Source organism: Dickeya sp. ws52 (assembly GCF_007210685.1).
Classification (GTDB): Bacteria; Pseudomonadota; Gammaproteobacteria; order Enterobacterales; family Enterobacteriaceae; genus Dickeya; species Dickeya chrysanthemi.
The window spans coordinates 26,364-43,542 of record NZ_SZVX01000019.1 but is presented as its reverse complement, the minus strand read 5'-3'; the positions used below and the strand labels follow the sequence as shown (position 1 = coordinate 43,542).

The 17,179-nt window shown below is 59.9% G+C and carries 13 protein-coding genes and 1 pseudogene; 6 read left to right on the top strand and 8 right to left on the bottom strand.

Annotated features, from left to right (window positions below; translation table 11 throughout):
• Window positions 1–2 precede the first annotated feature (2 nt).
• The 3 genes from FDP13_RS17015 to FDP13_RS17005 all read left to right on the top strand — a co-directional run bounded on the left by FDP13_RS17015 (window position 3) and on the right by FDP13_RS17005 (window position 3,490).
• Window positions 3–1,595: an iron ABC transporter permease gene (locus FDP13_RS17015; protein WP_033576937.1), complete on the top strand. Its 1,593-nt coding sequence runs from the start codon at window positions 3–5 to the stop codon at window positions 1,593–1,595.
• The gene (locus FDP13_RS17010; RefSeq protein WP_033576938.1) at window positions 1,592–2,626 is read left to right on the top strand and encodes an ABC transporter ATP-binding protein; all 1,035 of its coding nucleotides are present in this window, start codon (window positions 1,592–1,594) and stop codon (window positions 2,624–2,626) included. Before FDP13_RS17015 ends, FDP13_RS17010 begins: the two co-directional genes overlap by 4 nt.
• A gap of 153 nt (window positions 2,627–2,779) precedes the next feature.
• The gene (locus FDP13_RS17005; RefSeq protein WP_012770220.1) at window positions 2,780–3,490 is read left to right on the top strand and encodes a Bax inhibitor-1/YccA family protein; all 711 of its coding nucleotides are present in this window, start codon (window positions 2,780–2,782) and stop codon (window positions 3,488–3,490) included.
• 332 nt (window positions 3,491–3,822) lie between these two features.
• On the opposite strand, the gene clsB is transcribed toward FDP13_RS17005, so the two are convergent.
• The 6 genes from clsB to hlyD form a co-directional block, all read right to left on the bottom strand.
• Window positions 3,823–5,028 carry a cardiolipin synthase ClsB gene (clsB, locus tag FDP13_RS16995; RefSeq protein ID WP_012770218.1) on the bottom strand — a complete coding sequence of 402 codons (1,206 nt, stop codon included), beginning with the start codon at window positions 5,026–5,028 and terminating at the stop codon, window positions 3,823–3,825.
• Window positions 5,025–5,795 (bottom strand): endonuclease/exonuclease/phosphatase family protein, encoded by a 771-nt coding sequence (locus FDP13_RS16990; RefSeq protein ID WP_033576939.1) that lies wholly within the window; start codon window positions 5,793–5,795, stop codon window positions 5,025–5,027. The genes clsB and FDP13_RS16990 overlap by 4 nt, the downstream gene beginning before the upstream one ends.
• A 91-nt stretch (window positions 5,796–5,886) precedes the next feature.
• Window positions 5,887–7,011 (bottom strand): ABC transporter permease, encoded by a 1,125-nt coding sequence (locus tag FDP13_RS16985; protein ID WP_033576940.1) that lies wholly within the window; start codon window positions 7,009–7,011, stop codon window positions 5,887–5,889.
• Between the two features lie 58 nt (window positions 7,012–7,069).
• The gene (locus FDP13_RS16980) at window positions 7,070–8,215 is read right to left on the bottom strand and encodes an ABC transporter permease (protein ID WP_143839966.1); all 1,146 of its coding nucleotides are present in this window, start codon (window positions 8,213–8,215) and stop codon (window positions 7,070–7,072) included.
• Complete coding sequence (locus tag FDP13_RS16975) at window positions 8,199–9,950, bottom strand: ATP-binding cassette domain-containing protein (RefSeq protein WP_143839965.1); 1,752 nt, start codon at window positions 9,948–9,950, stop codon at window positions 8,199–8,201. The genes FDP13_RS16980 and FDP13_RS16975 overlap by 17 nt, the downstream gene beginning before the upstream one ends.
• Window positions 9,940–10,944 (bottom strand): secretion protein HlyD, encoded by a 1,005-nt coding sequence (hlyD, locus tag FDP13_RS16970; RefSeq protein ID WP_143839964.1) that lies wholly within the window; start codon window positions 10,942–10,944, stop codon window positions 9,940–9,942. The genes FDP13_RS16975 and hlyD overlap by 11 nt, the downstream gene beginning before the upstream one ends.
• 449 nt (window positions 10,945–11,393) lie before the next feature.
• On the opposite strand from hlyD, the gene rhlE reads away from it, so the two are divergent.
• Window positions 11,394–12,761: an ATP-dependent RNA helicase RhlE gene (rhlE, locus tag FDP13_RS16965; protein WP_012770212.1), complete on the top strand. Its 1,368-nt coding sequence runs from the start codon at window positions 11,394–11,396 to the stop codon at window positions 12,759–12,761.
• Between the two features lie 4 nt (window positions 12,762–12,765).
• On the opposite strand, the gene FDP13_RS16960 is transcribed toward rhlE, so the two are convergent.
• Window positions 12,766–13,662, bottom strand: coding sequence for a DMT family transporter (locus FDP13_RS16960; protein WP_027712376.1), 897 nt, complete (start codon window positions 13,660–13,662; stop codon window positions 12,766–12,768).
• A gap of 271 nt (window positions 13,663–13,933) precedes the next feature.
• Here FDP13_RS16960 and FDP13_RS16955 point away from each other — a divergent pair, with 271 nt between their 5' ends.
• The gene (locus tag FDP13_RS16955; protein WP_234424424.1) at window positions 13,934–14,977 is read left to right on the top strand and encodes a DMT family transporter; all 1,044 of its coding nucleotides are present in this window, start codon (window positions 13,934–13,936) and stop codon (window positions 14,975–14,977) included.
• Between the two features lie 152 nt (window positions 14,978–15,129).
• Window positions 15,130–15,790: pseudogene (locus FDP13_RS16950) on the top strand (helix-turn-helix domain-containing protein).
• On the opposite strand, the gene pepT reads toward FDP13_RS16950, so the two are convergent.
• Window positions 15,782–17,023 carry a peptidase T gene (gene pepT, locus FDP13_RS16945; protein WP_143839963.1) on the bottom strand — a complete coding sequence of 414 codons (1,242 nt, stop codon included), beginning with the start codon at window positions 17,021–17,023 and terminating at the stop codon, window positions 15,782–15,784. The pseudogene FDP13_RS16950 and the gene pepT overlap by 9 nt on opposite strands.
• Window positions 17,024–17,179 lie beyond the last annotated feature (156 nt).

The following is a 17,179-nucleotide window of genomic DNA, read 5'->3' as shown; positions in this document are numbered from 1 at the left end:
AGATGGCCGATGTGGAATGGAAAGTCGCCGGCGTCGGCGTGCCCCAACCGGCGCGACCGGGGGCGCGGCCGTACCGGATAGCCGGCGGCGGCATGGCGCTGATGGCGTTGCTGTTGTCGTTGCTGGCGTTGTTGCCGCTGGGCTTTGTGGTGGGCATTACCCTCGATACCGGCTGGGACACGGTAAAAACGCTGGTGTTCCGGCCCCGGGTCGGGGAACTGTTGCTCAATACTGTATTGCTGGTGGCGGTGACGTTGCCGCTCTGCACGCTGCTCGGGGTGGCGCTGGCCTGGCTGACCGAGCGCACGACGTTGCCGGGTCGCCGGGGGTGGTCGCTACTGCTGACCGCGCCGCTGGCGGTGCCGGCCTTTGTCCAGAGTTACGCCTGGATTAGCCTGCTGCCCGGCATGAATGGCCTGGCGGCAGGCGTGTTCCTGTCGGTTCTCGCTTATTTCCCGTTTATTTATCTGCCGGCGGCGGCGGTGCTGCGCCGGCTTGATCCTAGCCTGGAAGATGTTGCGACCTCGCTGGGCGCCAGGCCCTGGCGCGTCTTTTTTCGTGTGGTGCTGCCGCAATTGCGGCTGGCGGTGTGGGGCGGTTCGCTGCTGATTGCGCTGCATTTGCTGGCGGAATACGGCTTGTACGCCATGATTCGCTTCGACACCTTCACTACCGCGATTTTCGAACAGTTCCAGTCTACCTTTAACGGCCTGGCGGCAAACATGCTGGCGGGCGTGCTGGTGTTGTGCTGTATGGGGTTGCTGTTGCTGGAAGCGTTGACCCGCGGACGTGCGCGCTATGCCCGCGTCGGTTCCGGCAGCGCCCGCAGCCAGACGCCCTGGCGGCTGTCGCCGGTGGCTGGCTTCGCTTACGTGTTGTTGCCGTTGGCGTTAACCGTGCTGGCGCTGGGCGTACCGTTGATGACGCTCACCCGCTGGCTGTGGCTGGGCGGCATGGACGTGTGGCGTAATGACGAGTTGTGGCCCGCGCTGCGCCAGACATTGTGGCTGGGTATCAGCGGTGCGGTGTTGGTCACGCTGTGCGCGTTTCCGATGGCCTGGCTGTCGGTGCGTTATCCGTCGCGGTTGTATCGCCTGCTGGAGGGATGCAATTACATCACCAGCGCGTTGCCGGGCATTGTGGTGGCGCTGGCGCTGGTCACGGTGACCATTCATACTCTGCGGCCGCTGTATCAAACCGAATTCACCCTGTTGCTGGCCTATGTGCTGATGTTTATGCCGCGTGCGTTGATCAACCTGCGCGCCGGTATTGCGCAGGCGCCGGTAGAACTGGAAAACGTCGCACGCAGCCTGGGGTGTTCGCCCGGTCAGGCGTTGTGGCGCATCACGTTGCGGCTGGCGGCGCCGGGCGCAGCAGCCGGAGCGGCGCTGGTGTTTCTTGCCGTTACCAACGAATTGACCGCTACGCTGTTGCTGGCGCCCAACGGCACCCGCACGCTGGCGACCGGTTTTTGGGCGTTGACCAGTGAAATCGACTATATGGCGGCCGCGCCTTACGCGCTGATTATGGTGGTGCTGTCGCTTCCGCTGACCTGGTTGCTCTATTCTCAATCGAAACGTACGGCAGGTTTATGAATACGCTTGAACTTTATGGCATCGGCAAATCTTTTAACGCCGTTAAGGTGCTGGACGGCATCGACTTGCAGGTGGCGCCGGGCAGCCGTACCGCCATTGTCGGCCCCTCCGGTTCCGGTAAAACCACGTTGTTGCGTATCATCGCCGGCTTTGAAGCGCCGGATTGCGGCACGGTGCGTCTGCAAACGCGCGTCGTGGCGGATGCGACCCAGTGGGTGCCGGCCCACCAGCGCGGTATCGGCTTTGTGCCGCAGGACGGCGCGCTGTTTCCGCACTTTACCGTGGCGCAGAACATTGGTTTTGGGCTTGATGGCAGTAAGCAAGATAAACAGCGACGCATTGATGAATTGATGGCGATGGTATCGCTCGATTCGCGGCTGGCGGCGCTGTGGCCGCATGAGTTGTCCGGCGGCCAGCAACAGCGGGTGGCGCTGGCGCGTGCGTTGTCTCAGCGCCCGGCGTTGATGCTGCTGGATGAACCGTTTTCCGCGTTGGATACCGGCCTGCGCGCCGCTACCCGTCAGGCGGTATCCTCGCTGTTGGCGGAGGCGGGCGTCGCATCGATTCTGGTGACCCACGATCAGGCTGAAGCGTTGTCGTTTGCCGATCAGGTCGCGGTAATGCGGCAGGGGCGGCTGGTGCAAGTGGGGTCGCCGCAGTCGCTGTATTTGCGCCCGGTGGATGAAGGAACCGCCGCGTTTCTCGGCGATACGCTGGTGCTGTCGGCACAACTGAAAGGCGGCCGCGCCGCGTGCGCGCTGGGCGACATCGCGGTTGACGATAATCAATCTGCCGATGCGGCGCGGATTATGCTGCGACCGGAGCAGATTCAGGTCACGTTGGCCGAGCCGTCGGCAACAGCGCAGGCGGTGGTGGCGAATATTGAGTTTGCCGGCTTCGTGTCCACGCTGCGCTTGCGGATGGCGAACAGCCAGCAGGTGATCGAACTAAAAAGCGTCAGCCGGGAAGATATCGTCGTGGGTTGCGGCGTCAATCTGTCGGTCGTGGGGCAAGCGCATCGGCTGGACTGAATGCCGTTTCATGGCATCGGCGCCCTGCCGATGTCATACCGCTTTGCGATGACCGTTGAGGAAGTGTTACCCGCCGCCCGCGGCATTTTGTGTTAAGCTGAAAGACAGGTGGGCGCAAGCCTGTTCTGTTTCACTTTATGCAAAGGTTCCATCATGGATCGATTTCCACGTTCTAACGGTTCCATCGTTCAACAGGCCAGTACCGGTCTGCAAACTTATATGGCGCAGGTCTATGGCTGGATGACCTGCGGTTTGCTGCTGACGGCGTTCGTCTCCTGGTATGCCGCCCATACCCCGGCGGTGTTGCAACTGGTGTTCTCCAGCAAAATTACCTTCTACGGACTGGTGATCGCCCAACTGGGGTTGGTGTTTGTGCTGTCCGGTATGGTGCATCGCCTGAGCGGCGGCGTTGCCACCACGCTGTTCATGTTGTATTCGGCGCTAACCGGCCTGACGTTATCCAGCATTTTCATCGTCTATTCCGGCGAATCCATCGCCAGCACCTTTGTGATTACCGCCGGGATGTTCGGCGCGATGAGCCTGTATGGTTATGTCACTAAACGCGACTTGACCGGCATGGGCAGTATGCTGTTTATGGCGTTGATTGGTATCTTGCTGGCGACGTTGGTGAATTTCTGGCTGAAGAGCGAAGGGTTGCAGCTCGCTATTACCTACATCGGCGTGCTGGTGTTTGTCGGCCTGACGGCGTACGACACGCAGAAACTGAAAAACATCGGCGAAGAGCTGTCGGTGGATGATCGGGATAATTTCCGCAAGTACTCGATCATGGGCGCATTGACCCTGTATCTCGATTTCATCAACCTGTTCCTGATGCTGCTGCGCCTGTTCGGCAGCCGTCGTTGAGGCTGTTAACAAACAGCCGGATTGTTTTGTGAACGGTGAAGTTTGTCTGGTCAGTGAATGATTTCGTGCGGGATAAACGGAGTGGTTTCTTTGTCACTTCACCGCACGCACGACAAGGAGAGGCTCAAGCGCCGCCTCTCCTTGACCACTGGCTGGTGGCTAAACTGTGCCGCTACGCGGTTCCTTCGGCATTCGACTTCGCTATTCGGACCGCCCGTGACGCGTTCCAGACGCGGCACGGGCTTGCGCGGCTTCCCTGCCGCGCATCCGGCGAAGTCGTCCACCTCAGCACAGTTTTTTACGCCGGAAACCCCCTTTGCCTGACATTTTTACTATTTTCTGTCGTTGTCATCCGCCTGTCCCACCTGTGTTAGTTGCGGACTGTGTGCCGGCAGCCAGCCGACCAGCGACGGGAAACGCTTCAGGAAATGGAACACCACCATCCCTTTGAATACCTGCCAGTATGATCGTTTCGGCAGTTGCGAGGGGTCAACCTGCACGCAGTCTTCGCGGATAAGCTGGTGCAGATTGTCCTGCAACTGTTGGTTGAAGTCCCGGTCGTTGATAAACAGATTGGCTTCCAGGTTGAGCGCCAGGCTGAGCGGGTCCAGATTGCTGGAACCGACGGTGGTCCAGTATTCATCCTGCAACGCGACTTTGCCGTGCAGCGGCTGGCGGCGGTACTCATAAATCTCCACCCCGGCGTTCACCAGCCAGGGGTAAAGCAACCGGGCGCCTACCAGGACGATCGGCATGTCCGGTTGCCCCTGAATGATCAGCCGTACCCGCACATCCCGCCGCGCGGCCTTGCGCATCGCCCGTAGTAACCGGTAGCCGGGAAAGAAATAGGCGTTGGCGATAATCACTTCACGTTTGGCCCGCCGCAGCATTTGCAGGTATTGGCGCTCGATGTCGCGGCGGTGCAGGCCGTTGTCGCGCCAGACGAAGAGCGCCTGCGCGTTACCAGGGTGCAGGTTGCGAGCCGGACGACGAAAACGCCGTCGCCACCAGATGCGCGGTTCTTCATCGTGGGCCAGCGCCGCCAGTACAAAGCGGTAGATGTCATCCACCACCGGGCCGCGCACCTTAACGGCGTAATCCTGCTTGGCTTCCGGGCCGTAGTCGCTCAGGTGATCAGCAGAATAATTGATGCCGCCTATCCAGGCGGTATGGCCGTCTACCACCACTATCTTGCGGTGCAACCGGCGAAAGAGGTTGGTGCGCATCAGGCCGAACAGGCGTCGGCGGGGATCGTAAAAATGAAAACGCACCCCGGCTTCGATCATCGGCGCCAGAAAATCGGGCGACAGATCGTGCGAACCGTAACCGTCGGCGGTGGCATCGACGCTGACGCCGCGCCGGGCTGCAGCAATCAGTACCTCCCGCAGCGCGTAGCCGACTTTATCTTCAAACCAGATAAAGGTCTCCAGCACCACCCGGCTGCGGGCTTGCCGGATGGCGTCAAACACGCTGGGGTAGTATTCGTCGCCATTTACCAGCAGTTCGATCTGGTTGCCGTCGCGCCATTCGGCTTTCACAAATGTATCTCCACCGCCAGCGGCGCATGATCGGACAGGTGCGACCAGGGTTTGCTCGGCAGCAATCGGGGGACGCTAGCCCGGGCATTGCGCACGTAAATACGGTCAAGCCGCAATAGCGGGAAACGGGCCGGAAAGGTTCGTGCCGGTTTACCCATATGTTGGCTGAACACCTCTTCGAGACCGGCGCGGCGTTTTAACAGGGCGCAGGCTTTCATTTGCCAGTCGTTGAAATCGCCGGCGACCACCAACGGCGCATCGGCAGGCAGGGTGTCGAGAAGGTCGCACAACAGCGCCAATTGCTGCCGCCGGTGCGACGCGGTAAGCCCCATGTGCACGCACACCACGTGAATGTGCAAATCCCGGTTGGGCACTTTCAGTACGCAGTGCAGGATACCGCGTCGGGCCTTGTCGGATACCGATACATCCAGATTGCGATAACTAAAAATCGGGAAGTGCGACAGCACTGCGTTACCGTGTTCGCCTTCCGGGTAGACCGCGTTGCGCCCGTAGGCGTAATCGTTCCACATGGTTTCGGCCAAAAATTCGTAGTGCGGGGTATCCGGCCAGTGTTCCACCTGTAGCGGGTGCGTAGAGTGGCGACCCAGTACCTCTTGCAGGCAGACGACATCCGCAAAGACCGATCGTACGGCCTCACGCAGTTCCGGCAGGATGAAACGGCGATTCAGTGCGCTGAACCCTTTGTGGGTATTAATGGTCAGCACAGTAAACGAAAAACCCAACGACGGTTGCGAGACGGTATCCATTGTTTTCCCTCGTACCCAAGTAACTGAAATCAGTGTAGTCAGTGTTTGGCAAGACGTCGCTGACGTCGGGTTACCGCCCAACCCGGCAAGGCTAACCTATCTTGCGCCGAAACAGAGCGTAAGCCGCGCTGCCGGTGGTGGCGGTGATCGTCAGCAACGGCCATATACCATGCCAGATAACCGCCAGGCTGGCGTTTTTGAGATAGATCTGTTTGGTTATATCAGTGAAATGGCGTACCGGGTTAACCCAGGTAAGTTGTTGCAGCCACAGCGGCATATTTTCAACCGGCGATACATACCCGGAGAGCAGAATAGCCGGCATCACGAAGACAAATACGCCGATGAAAGCCTGCTGTTGCGTAGCGCAGAGCGCAGAAATCAGCAGCCCGAATCCTACCAGCGATAACCCGTACACCAGTATGCAGAGGTAGAACAGCAGCAGCGAACCGGAAAAGGGGATACGGTAAGCCAGAATACCGGCCGCCAGCACGATGCTGGCCTGAACGGTGGCGACAATCAGCGCCGGGACTGCCTTGCCGACAAAGATCTGCCCGGTAGACAGCGGTGACACCAGCAACTGTTCCAGCGTGCCCTGTTCCCGTTCGCGCGCCACCGACAGGGCGGTGACGATCAACACGCCGATGGTGGTGATCAGCGCCACCAGCGACGGCACCACGAACCATTTGTAGTCCAGATTGGGGTTATACCAGTGGCGAATCACCAACTCGCTCTGGTGCGTCAGCGTCGGGTCGTCGGCCCGTTCCCGTAGATAGTCCTGCTCCCGTAGATAGTCCTGCACTATCTGCTGGATATAACGGGCGGCGATCTGGGCGCTGTTGGAGTGGCGTCCGTCGAGCAAAAGCTGGATGCTGGTCGGCACGCCGCGCGCTAACTGACGGGAAAAGTCAGCGGGGAAACGCGCCAGCAGCAGCGCTTGCTGGTTATCAATCGCGGGTGCGATGTCCTGTGGGCTGTGCAGCATGATGACGCGGGAGAATGCACTGGCGCCGGCGAAACGCTGCGTCAGTTCCACCGCGGCCGGGCCATTGTCTTCGCTGTAAATGGCAAGCGTAGCATCGGTGACGTCCAGCGTGGCGGCGAACGGGAACAGCAGCACCTGCAACAACACCGGCAGTACCAAAATGGCGCGCGTCTGCGGTTCACGCAGCAATGACTGAAGCTCTTTGCGGATTAGCGTCCACACGCGATGCAACATGGCTTTTCTCCTTCAGCATACCGACGGCAATGTGGCGCTCACCGACCTCATGATTGACCTAATCGAGCCGACGCCGGGTTTTCCAGGCGGTCAGGCCGATGAAAAACACCGCCGACGTCATCAGAAACAACAGGTTCATCAGCAACACGCCGCCGATGTTCCCGGCCAGGAACAGGGTTTGCAGCGTGCTGACGAAATAGCGGGCGGGGATCAGGTACGACACCGCCTGAACCAACACCGGCATACTGTGAATTTCAAAGATAAACCCAGACAGCATCACCGCCGGCAGAAACGCGGCGTTGAGCGCCACCATCGCCGCGTTGAACTGATTGCGGGTCAGGGTCGAAATCAGTAACCCCATGCCCAGCGTGCTGGCGAGAAACAGGCTGCTCATGCCGAACAGCACCCATAGCGAGCCGCGATACGGCACCCCCAGCACAAATACCGCCACTACCACGCACAGCACCATGGCGATCATCCCCAACACATAATAAGGGAGCAATTTGGTGAGCAGCAGTTCGGTGCGGGTGACCTGCGTCGATAACAGTGCCTCCATGGTGCCCCGTTCCCACTCGCGGGCGATCACCAGTGAGGTCAGGATGGCGCCGATCACCGTCATGATGATGGTGACGGCGCCGGGAATAATGAAATGGCGGCTGATGGCGGCGGCGTTGAACCAGTAGCGGGTCTGTATTTCGATCAGCGCTTGATAACGGCCGCCGTGGTCCTGCGCGTACTGTTGTTGCCAGAGCTGCCACACCCCCTGAGCGTACCCCTGCACGAACTGCGCGGTATTGGGTTCGCTGCCGTCGGTGATCACCTGAATCGGTGCGCGATCCTGCGGGCGCGCCAGCCGGGTAGCGAAATCGGCCGGGATGACGAGAAGCCCGCGAATTTGCCCGGCTTGCATCCGCTCGATCAGCGCCGGGCGGTTATCGCTGAGGGTAACGGCCAGATACGGCGAGCCGGTAAAGGCGCGCGCCAGACTGTCGGCCTCGGCGCTGTGTTGCTCCATCAGCACGCCGACGTTCAGGCGGCTGGAGTCAAGATTGATGCCGTAGCCGAAAATAAACAGCAGCAACAACGGGATGACAAATGCGATCAACGCGCAACTGGGGTCGCGCAGGATCTGCCGGGTTTCCTTCAGACACAGGGCGCGCAGCCGTCGCCAGGAAAAACGACGATCGTCAATGTACCGCGGCATCCGTCGCCTCCTGGTCATACGCCTGTACCAGAGCAATAAACGCCTGTTCCATGGTAGGGTCCGGCATGTCGTCGCAAGCCGCCTGCCGCTTGAGATTGTCCGGCGTGCCGCTGGCGATGAGCCGCCCGCGATACACCAATCCGATGCGGTCGCAGTATTCGGCTTCGTCCATAAAATGGGTGGTGACCATAATTGTTACCCCTTTGTCCACCATGCCGTTAATGTGCTGCCAGAACTCCCGACGGGTAAACGGATCGACGCCGGAGGTGGGTTCGTCAAGAAACAGGATGTCCGGTTCGTGCATCAGCGCACAAGCCAGCGCCAGACGCTGGCGAAAACCAAGCGGCAGCGCATCCGGCGTTTGCCGGAAAATAGGGTGGAGGTTGAATGCCTGCGCCATGCTGTTCACTTTATCCTGCTGGCGCTGACCGCGCAGGCCGTAAACACCGGAAAAAAAACGCAGGTTCTGTTCCACGGTCAGGTTGCCGTACAGCGAAAACTTCTGCGCCATATACCCCAAATGCTGGCGCGCACGCCCGGAGCGGGTCTTGAGATCCATATCCAGCACCAGCGCCTGACCGTCGGTCGGCGTCAGCAGGCCGCACATCATACGAAAGGTGGTGGATTTACCGGCGCCGTTCGGCCCCAGCAGACCGAAGATTTCACCGCGACGCACCTGAAAATTCACCTGGTCGGTGGCAGCGAAATCGCCGAATTTTTTCGTCAGATTGCGGGCTTCGATCACCGTTTCCCCTCGGTGCGTATCCAGTTGCGGCAGGATGGCCGCCAACGACGAGGTCGCGCCGGGGCCGCCGCCCAGCAGGTCGATGAACGCATCTTCAAAACGCGGCGCGGTATTTTGCACGCTATCCGGCGGCAGGCCGAGCGTGTGCAGCAGCGCATTGCTGTCCGCCTGCGGTTTCAGGATCAACCGCACATAGCGCCCCTGAATGACGCCGTCGCTCACCTGCGGTTGACGCAGCGCCTGTTGCAGCAGGCGGCGATGATTGCTGCCCGGCTGGTCGAGCAAGAGACAACGACCCGCCATCTGTTGCGTCAGGTCCGCGGGCGCTCCCCGATAGAGCAATTCCCCCTCGTTGAGCAGCAGCACGTCGCGGCACTGCTCCGCTTCGTCCAGATAGGAGGTGCTCCAGAGTATCAACATGCCGTCGTCCGCCAGTTCGTGCACCATGCGCCACAGCTCGCGGCGCGATATCGGGTCGACGCCGACGCCCGGCTCATCCAGCAGCAGCACACTGGGTTGACCCAGCAGAGTGCAGGCCAGCCCCAGTTTTTGTTTCATGCCGCCGGAGAGTTTGCCCGCCGGCCGGGTAGTGAAGCGGGTGAGGTCGGTAAACTGCAATAGCCGCTCAAAGGTGGCGCGCCGGGTATCGCCGGTAATGCCGCGCAAGTCGGCGTACAGCGTCAGGTTTTCCATTACCGTGAGGTCTTCGTACAGCCCGAATTTCTGCGGCATATAACCCAGCCGGGCGTGTAGCCGGCGGTCATCGGCTATCGGGTCTAGCCCCATCACCCGAATGGTGCCGGCGCTGGGCGTCAGCAACCCGGCCAGCATTCGCATCAACGTGGTTTTGCCGGCGCCGTCCGGCCCGACCAGCCCGGTAACCGCACCGGCGCGAATCTCGGCACTCAGCTTTGCCAACGCCGGCTTCTCCAGACCGGCGAAGCGTTTTTCCAGCGCATCAAAGCGGATCAGCGGTGCATCATGGGTCATGGGGGGCATTGTCCTGCGCCAGCGTCAGCGTAACCGGCATTCCCTGACGCAGCCCGGCGTCCGCGTCATTCACGATAATGCGTAACCGGTAGACCAGGTCGGTGCGTAATTCGGTGGTTTCGACGTTTTTCGGCGTAAATTCGGCGCTGGGCGATACAAAGCCGATTTTGCCGTGGTAGGGGCGATCCGGACGGCTGTCGGTGTAAATCAGCACGTCGCGCCCGGGCGCGGTGCGGCCAAGTTGCGTTTCGCCGACGTAGGCGCGAATCCATACCGGTTGCGTCAACGACAAGGTGAATACGGTACTGCCGGCGTTCAACATGCTGCCGGTTTCGGCCACGCGGGTCAGGATCACGCCGGGAGACGGCGCATACAGGTGCGTATCCTGCAAATTCAGTTGCGCCTGCGCTTCGGCGGCGTGTGCCTGCGCCAGTGCGGCTTCGGCGGCGGCGATTTCCTGCGGGCGATTGCCGCGCTCATACTGGTTCAGTTTTTGTTGCGCCGCCTGCAGCGTCGCCTGCGCCTGAGCGCGCGTGGAGCGAGCGTCTTCCAGTGCGTTGGCGGCGAGGGTTCGCTGCTTCCACAGGCTGAGCTGGCGCTGGTAGAAACTGTTGGCGTAATCGTAAGCGGCCTGCGCGTGTTCCAGTTGGGAACGCACCTGGGCGATTTCTTCGCTGCGGTAGCCTTCCTGCAACAGCGCCAGTTGCGCCTGCGCGCTGGCAACATTGGCTTTCGCCTGTTGCAGCGCGTTTTGCAACGGCGCGCTATCCAGCCGGGCTAACAGGTGTCCGGGCTGGATGGCATCCCCTTCATCCACATTCAAACCCGCCAGCCGTCCACCCACCCGAAATCCCAGATTGACGCTGCGGATATCCACGTTGCCGTACAACGTTAACGGCGTAGCCTGCTGATGACGCTGTTGCATCAGGCCGTAGCCGGCGGCAGCGATAGCGATGATCGCCAGCACCAACCATGACCCTGTTTTCTTGTTCATAACGCTCCCGATGTGCCTGTGCGCCCCACTCTTAAACGGCTGATGTCATGATTGCCGAACCCGCATAGACGATGGCCCCACTGTAAGAATAATTGCTCATTCGTCAGATTGCCGCGTTCTGCCCGACGGCAGGCGGATTTCACACGGCTATCCGCCGGCGTTGCAGTAGATGATCGCGCTTTTTAATCAGTAACTGATTGATATCCATACAGAGCAAAATCATTTTGCGCAGAATGCGGAGGATAAAATGTGATCGACAGATAAAAATTCCTCAAACAAGCGGGTTTCTGTTACAATTGCGCGCAGTCATGCACCGTAGTTTGTGCCCATTCATCTGGAGTCAGCGTTGTGCGGCCTTGTATGCCGGAGCGGCGCAGAACCCATCTGTCATCACCCTAAAAACTGCACCGGTCAATATCGGGTAGGGTGAATCTGGAGTTGTTCTCGTTATGTCTTTTGAATCTCTCGGTCTGAGTGCCGATATTTTGCGCGCTGTGGAAGAGCAGGGCTACCGTGAGCCGACGCCGGTTCAGCGTCAGGCCATTCCGGTCGTGCTGGAAGGGCGCGACCTGATGGCCAGCGCCCAGACCGGCACCGGCAAAACCGCCGGTTTCACCCTGCCGCTGCTGCAATTGCTGAACGAACGCCCGGTGCTGGCGAAAGGCCGCCGTCCGGTGCGGGCGTTGATCCTGACGCCGACCCGTGAGCTGGCCGCGCAAATCGGCGAAAACGTGCTGGCGTACAGCAAATATCTGCGTCTGCGTTCACTGGTGGTGTTCGGCGGCGTCAGCATTAATCCGCAGATGATGAAGCTGCGTGGCGGCGTGGATATTCTGATTGCCACACCAGGTCGTCTGCTGGATCTGGAACACCAGAACGCGGTTGACCTGTCGCAGGTGGACATTCTGGTGCTGGATGAAGCCGATCGGATGCTGGATATGGGCTTTATCCACGATATTCGCCGGGTGCTGGCGAAGCTGCCGCCCAAACGGCAGAACCTGCTGTTTTCCGCCACTTTCTCCGACGAGATCAAAGAGCTTGCCGGCAAACTGCTCACCAATCCGGCGTCGGTGGAAGTGGTGCGTCGCAACACTCCGTCCGAGCTGGTGACCCAGCACGTGCATTTCGTCGACAAGAAACGTAAGCGTGAGCTGCTGTCGCACCTGATCGGCAAACACGACTGGCGGCAAGTGCTGGTGTTTACCCGTACCAAGCACGGCGCCAACCATCTGGCGGAGCAACTGAACAAAGACGGTATCACCGCCGCCGCTATTCACGGCAACAAGAGCCAGGGGGCGCGTACTCGTGCGCTGGCGAATTTCAAAGACGGCGACATCCGTGTGCTGGTGGCGACGGATATCGCTGCCCGAGGGCTGGATATCGACCAGTTGCCGCACGTGGTGAACTATGAACTGCCGAATGTGCCGGAAGATTACGTACACCGTATCGGACGTACCGGGCGGGCGGCGTCTACCGGCGAGGCGTTGTCGCTGGTATGCGTTGATGAACATAAACTGCTGCGCGATATCGAGCGCTTGCTGAAGCGGGAAATTCCGCGTATTGCCATTCCGGGTTACGAGCCGGACCCGACCATCAAAGCCGAGCCGATCCAGAATGGCCGGCAGGGTGGGCGCGGTGGTCACGGCGGTGCGCCGCGTCAGGGTGATCGTTCGCAAGGCGAACGCGCATCAGGGCGACCGCAAGGTGACCGTCCTCATCAGCCGCGCCGTGACGGCGCATCCCGCCCGGCCGGACAACGCCCGGAAGGGCAATCTGCCCGCCGCCGCCCGCCGCGTAAACCGGCTGGCGGCCAGTAATATCCTATAGCGCCGCTTTCGCCTCCGGTTGCGGCCGGGGGCGATAAAACATCACCGCATTACCCGCCAGAATCAACACTAATCCCAGCACGGCGTTAACTCGCCATACATACCCTTCGAACAGGGTGGAGACCGAAAGCGCAACCAATGGGAACAGTAGGGTAGCGTAGGCTGCCTGGCTGGCACCGATACGCCCAACCAGCGCGAAGTAGGCGCCAAAACCGACAACCGAACCGAACAGCGACAGGTAAAACAGCGAACCGAGATAGCGCGGCGAGAATTCCGGCGTGAATCGGTAATCCAACAGCAATGCGATGAAGCCCATCACTAACGCACTGTATAACATGCCCCAACTGTTGGTGGTCATGATGTCGCGTCCCATACGTTGATGCTGGGTGCTGATCATATTGCCGAGAGAAAAGCCGTAAGTGCCAAGCAAGCTCAGGCCGACTCCCCACAATAACTGCGGGCTACTGCTCAGTTGCAGCAGGTCATGCCAGAATAGCAGTAAGATACCAGCCAACCCCAGCGGCGCGGCCAGCATCACATTACGGCTGAGGCGGGTGCCGAAGAATAGCCGGCTGTTGAAGGCATTAAACAGGACCGCCATCGAAAAAATCACCGACTCCAGCCCGCTGGGGATCCAGGCGGCGGCATGATAAAAACAGAAGAAATTGAGGCCGAAGACGGTTGCCCCTTGCGCCATACACAGTAGATGCGCCCGGCCGCTTAAGGGGCGCAGGCGTCGGGTCAGGATCAAAAACGCCATTAACAACGTTGAAGCAATGGCAAAACGCCAGAAAATCGACACTTCAGGCGGCACGCTACCGTGCTGTAGACTGATGGCTATCCAGGTGGTGCCCCAGATCAGCACCACCGTGCAATAAAGCAGGCTATTCATCGTCAGACCCCGCAATAAATTAACAATTATTTGATTTTGAATAAATTAATTGCAAAGGCAATAAATTCCGAAAACAATTAATTCTGTAAACGACAGCTAATTCCGTAAGCACACACAATGAGTATCCGGTATTGGCGGGGCGGCGGCTGTCAGCAGGTTGCGGTGAGTAGCAAAATCCTGCGGTTTTTTATTTTGGGCAAACGAGCGCATCGGTTCGTCGTGATAAGCAATCCATTCATACTTCAGCGGTGGTGAGAGATGGTTATACCTAATGCCTTCAGGCTATCCATTCGCGGTGACGGCGCGCAGTTGGCGCGATGCTCTCCCGTCAGCAACAAGTGGAGAGAGCCGGGTGGACGGTAAAAGAACCGTAGCGGGCGTGGCGTGCGGCATGGGAGCCGGCGCGCTCTGGGGGTTGGTTTTCCTGGCGCCGGAACTGGTGCGTGCGTTTAGTCCGTTGCAAATTGCGATTGGCCGATATAGCGCGTACGGCCTGATTTCGTTGATGTTGCTGGCGCCGCGCTGGCCGTCTCTGGTGCGACGATTAGCCCGCCGTGAGTGGATTGCGCTGGGCTGGCTGTCGCTGGCGGGCAACACGCTGTATTACATTTTGCTGTCCAGCGCGGTGCAAATGGCGGGCATCGCCATCACGTCGCTGGTGATTGGGTTTATGCCGGTAGTGGTGACGTTGATCGGCAGCCGCGATCGGGGTGCGGTTCCGCTGCGCAGGCTGCTACCGTCGTTGCTGCTGTGCGCGGCTGGTGCCTTGTGCATCGGCTGGCAGGCGTTGGGTGCGCCGGCATCCACTGCGGTGGGGGCTCAGGTCGTCGGCCTGTTGTGCGCGCTGGGCGCGTTGATATCCTGGAGTAGCTTCGCCGTAGGCAACAGCCGCTGGCTGGCGCGTGTGGCGTCGGTCTCGGGCCACGACTGGAACCTCCTGATGGGCATCGTCACCGGTGCACAGTCGCTGATGCTGATTCCCTTGGCTATCCTGCTTAACACCGACGATCACAGCGGCATCGCCTGGGCGCAGTTTGCCGGTGTATCCCTTGGGGTGGCGGTGCTGGCTTCCATCGTCGGCAATCTGTTCTGGAACCAGATGAGCCGTCTGTTGCCGCTTACGCTGGTCGGGCAGATGATTTTGTTTGAAACCCTGTTCGCGCTGATTTACGGCTTTCTGTGGGAGCAACGCCTGCCCACGTATCTGGAAGCCGCCGCGTTTACGCTGGTGGTGTGCAGCGTGATGTCCTGCATCGCGGTACACCGAAAACCCGCACGTCGTGACGATGAAGACCGATTGACCGTCGCGTCCTGACGGCGAGGTGACGGGTCTGTCTCCCGGCGCGGCCGGTTCGGGCGGTTAGGATGAAAAAACGCGTGGGCCGACTGACCTGGAAAGACCGATTCCTAAAGATGGGCGCTTGTTTTACTCTGTGGCCTGAGGCGGGACTTTTTGCAGGGTGACAGATGAGCCAGTATGAAGCGTTCGAAGTGTTACAACATTATAAAACCCGGTTGCAGGAGACGGTAACACTCGATAATCAGGTGCAACTGGCGGTCTGGCAGAACAGCCACGATCGGGTCACGCTGGAAAACGCCCACCACCACATTTTCAGCATGTACGTGCAGGATGGCTACGAAAGCTACCACAAGCGCCCGGACGGGTGGTTCAACGGCGGTGCGCCGGGGCGTTTTTGTCTGATGCCGAAGGAGAGTCAGTCTACCTGGGATATCCGCGGCAGCCTGCGTTTCGCGCACTTCTATTGTACCGACCAGCATTTGCGCCGACTGGCGGAGCAAACCTGGGATCGCAGCCCGGCGGCGGGTAAAAGCGCGGATTGACGCCCGGCTGGGGGAGCCGCTCACGCTGGCCGAACTGGCGGCGGAAGCCGATCTTAGCGAGTTTCATTTCTCCCGCATGTTCCGCCAGAGCGAAGGCATGGCGCCGCATCAGTATGTGATGAAGCGACGGCTGGCGCAGGCGGAACAGTGGTTACGCCACAGCCGTCGTTCCATCACCGATATCGCGCTGGCCTGCGGGTTCAGCTCCGCCAGCCATTTCAGCCAGCGCTTTCGCGCCGAATACGGCATCACGCCGTCGGCGCTGCGCCGGCAATGCTCAGGCTGAAGGCTGCTGTGCCGCCAGCAGGCACAGCGTCAACGCCACCTGATAGGATTTGACGAACGACGGCAGCGGCAGAAACTCAAAGCGTGAATGGAAGTTGTGCGCGCCGGTAAAAAAATTCGGCGTCAGAATGCCTTTGGCCGATAGCGCCGCGCCATCAGTACCGCCGCGCATCGGAATCACTTTCGGCGCAATCGACAGGGTCTCCATGGCGGCGAACAACAGATCCAGCGCCCGCCGGTCGTCTCCCAGCGCGTTGCTGATGTTGCCGTAGATATCGGCGATGGCGCAGCTTACCTGACCGGTTGGGTACTGCGCGGCAATCTGCGCCGCGACGTCGCGTATCTGCTGTTTACGCGCGTCGAATCCGGTCAGATCGAAATCGCGGATCGAGGCTTTCAGCACCGCTTCATTGGCGTTGGCGTGGATATCGTTGAACCAGACGTAACCTTCCCGGCCCTCGGTGTGTTCCGGGGTCTGCCGGCGATCAAACCGGCTGATGAAATCGTGCGCCATCAGGACTGGGTTAACCAGCACGCCTTTGGCCGACATCGGGTGGGCGGTGACGCCGGTAAAACGGATTTCCGCCGCGGCGGCGTTAAAATTCTCGTACACCACTTCGCCCAGCTCGCAGCAGTCGATGGTGTAGGCGAAATCGGCGTCGAAACGCGCCAGATCCAACGCTTTAGCGCCCCGCAGGCCAATTTCTTCATCCGGCACGAACGCCACCACGATATCGCCGTGCGGCTGGTCGTCGCGCAGATTTTCCAACAACGTCATCACCACGGTGACGGCGGCTTTATTATCTGCTCCCAGCACGCTGGTGCCGTCGCTGAAAATAATCTCCTGATCGCGATAGGGCAGAATTTCCGGATGCTCACTGATCCGCAGCCAGATGTCCTGCGCCGGATTAAGACACAGGTCGTCGCCGGTAAAACGCAAGGTTTGCGGGCGAATCTCCGGCGACAGGCCGACATCCACCGTATCAATATGCGTGATGAAGCCGATACGCGGCGCGGACGGCGTGTTGCCCGGTTTCACCGCGGTGACGGTGGCGTGCTCGTCGCACACTACCTGGCTCAGCCCCAGCGCGCGCAATTCTTCCGCCAACAGGTGAGCCATCGCCCTCTGACCCGGCGTGCTCGGCAGCGTGGTGGCAGCGGCGTCGCTTTGGCTGCTGATTGCCAGATAGCGGTAGAAACGCTCGGTCAACTGACGCGCTAGGTTTTTGCTCATAACGGTTCCTTACAACCTATCCCAATAGGGCTATTTTACTTGCTATTTTGGACCAGGGCAGTGCTCGAAATCCTCACGTACTGCGTGTACGTTCCGGTTTACTCGCTGCGCTCGCCCGTTGGGCCGGACAACGTGCTTTGTCCGTTCAACATGCGT

What these genes read in the sequence shown, in the direction of transcription:
- FDP13_RS17005 (WP_012770220.1), top strand. Translation starts at nt 2,780, where the DNA reads ATGGATCGATTTCCACGTTCTAACGGTTCCATCGTTCAACAGGCCAGT.
- FDP13_RS17010 (WP_033576938.1), top strand. Translation starts at nt 1,592, where the DNA reads ATGAATACGCTTGAACTTTATGGCATCGGCAAATCTTTTAACGCCGTT.
- FDP13_RS16980 (WP_143839966.1), bottom strand. Translation starts at nt 8,215, where the DNA reads ATGCCGCGGTACATTGACGATCGTCGTTTTTCCTGGCGACGGCTGCGC.
- FDP13_RS16960 (WP_027712376.1), bottom strand. Translation starts at nt 13,662, where the DNA reads ATGAATAGCCTGCTTTATTGCACGGTGGTGCTGATCTGGGGCACCACC.
- FDP13_RS16985 (WP_033576940.1), bottom strand. Translation starts at nt 7,011, where the DNA reads ATGTTGCATCGCGTGTGGACGCTAATCCGCAAAGAGCTTCAGTCATTG.
- FDP13_RS16975 (WP_143839965.1), bottom strand. Translation starts at nt 9,950, where the DNA reads ATGACCCATGATGCACCGCTGATCCGCTTTGATGCGCTGGAAAAACGC.
- FDP13_RS16990 (WP_033576939.1), bottom strand. Translation starts at nt 5,795, where the DNA reads ATGGATACCGTCTCGCAACCGTCGTTGGGTTTTTCGTTTACTGTGCTG.
- FDP13_RS17015 (WP_033576937.1), top strand. Translation starts at nt 3, where the DNA reads ATGGCCGATGTGGAATGGAAAGTCGCCGGCGTCGGCGTGCCCCAACCG.
- rhlE (WP_012770212.1), top strand. Translation starts at nt 11,394, where the DNA reads ATGTCTTTTGAATCTCTCGGTCTGAGTGCCGATATTTTGCGCGCTGTG.
- FDP13_RS16955 (WP_234424424.1), top strand. Translation starts at nt 13,934, where the DNA reads ATGCCTTCAGGCTATCCATTCGCGGTGACGGCGCGCAGTTGGCGCGAT.
- hlyD (WP_143839964.1), bottom strand. Translation starts at nt 10,944, where the DNA reads ATGAACAAGAAAACAGGGTCATGGTTGGTGCTGGCGATCATCGCTATC.
- pepT (WP_143839963.1), bottom strand. Translation starts at nt 17,023, where the DNA reads ATGAGCAAAAACCTAGCGCGTCAGTTGACCGAGCGTTTCTACCGCTAT.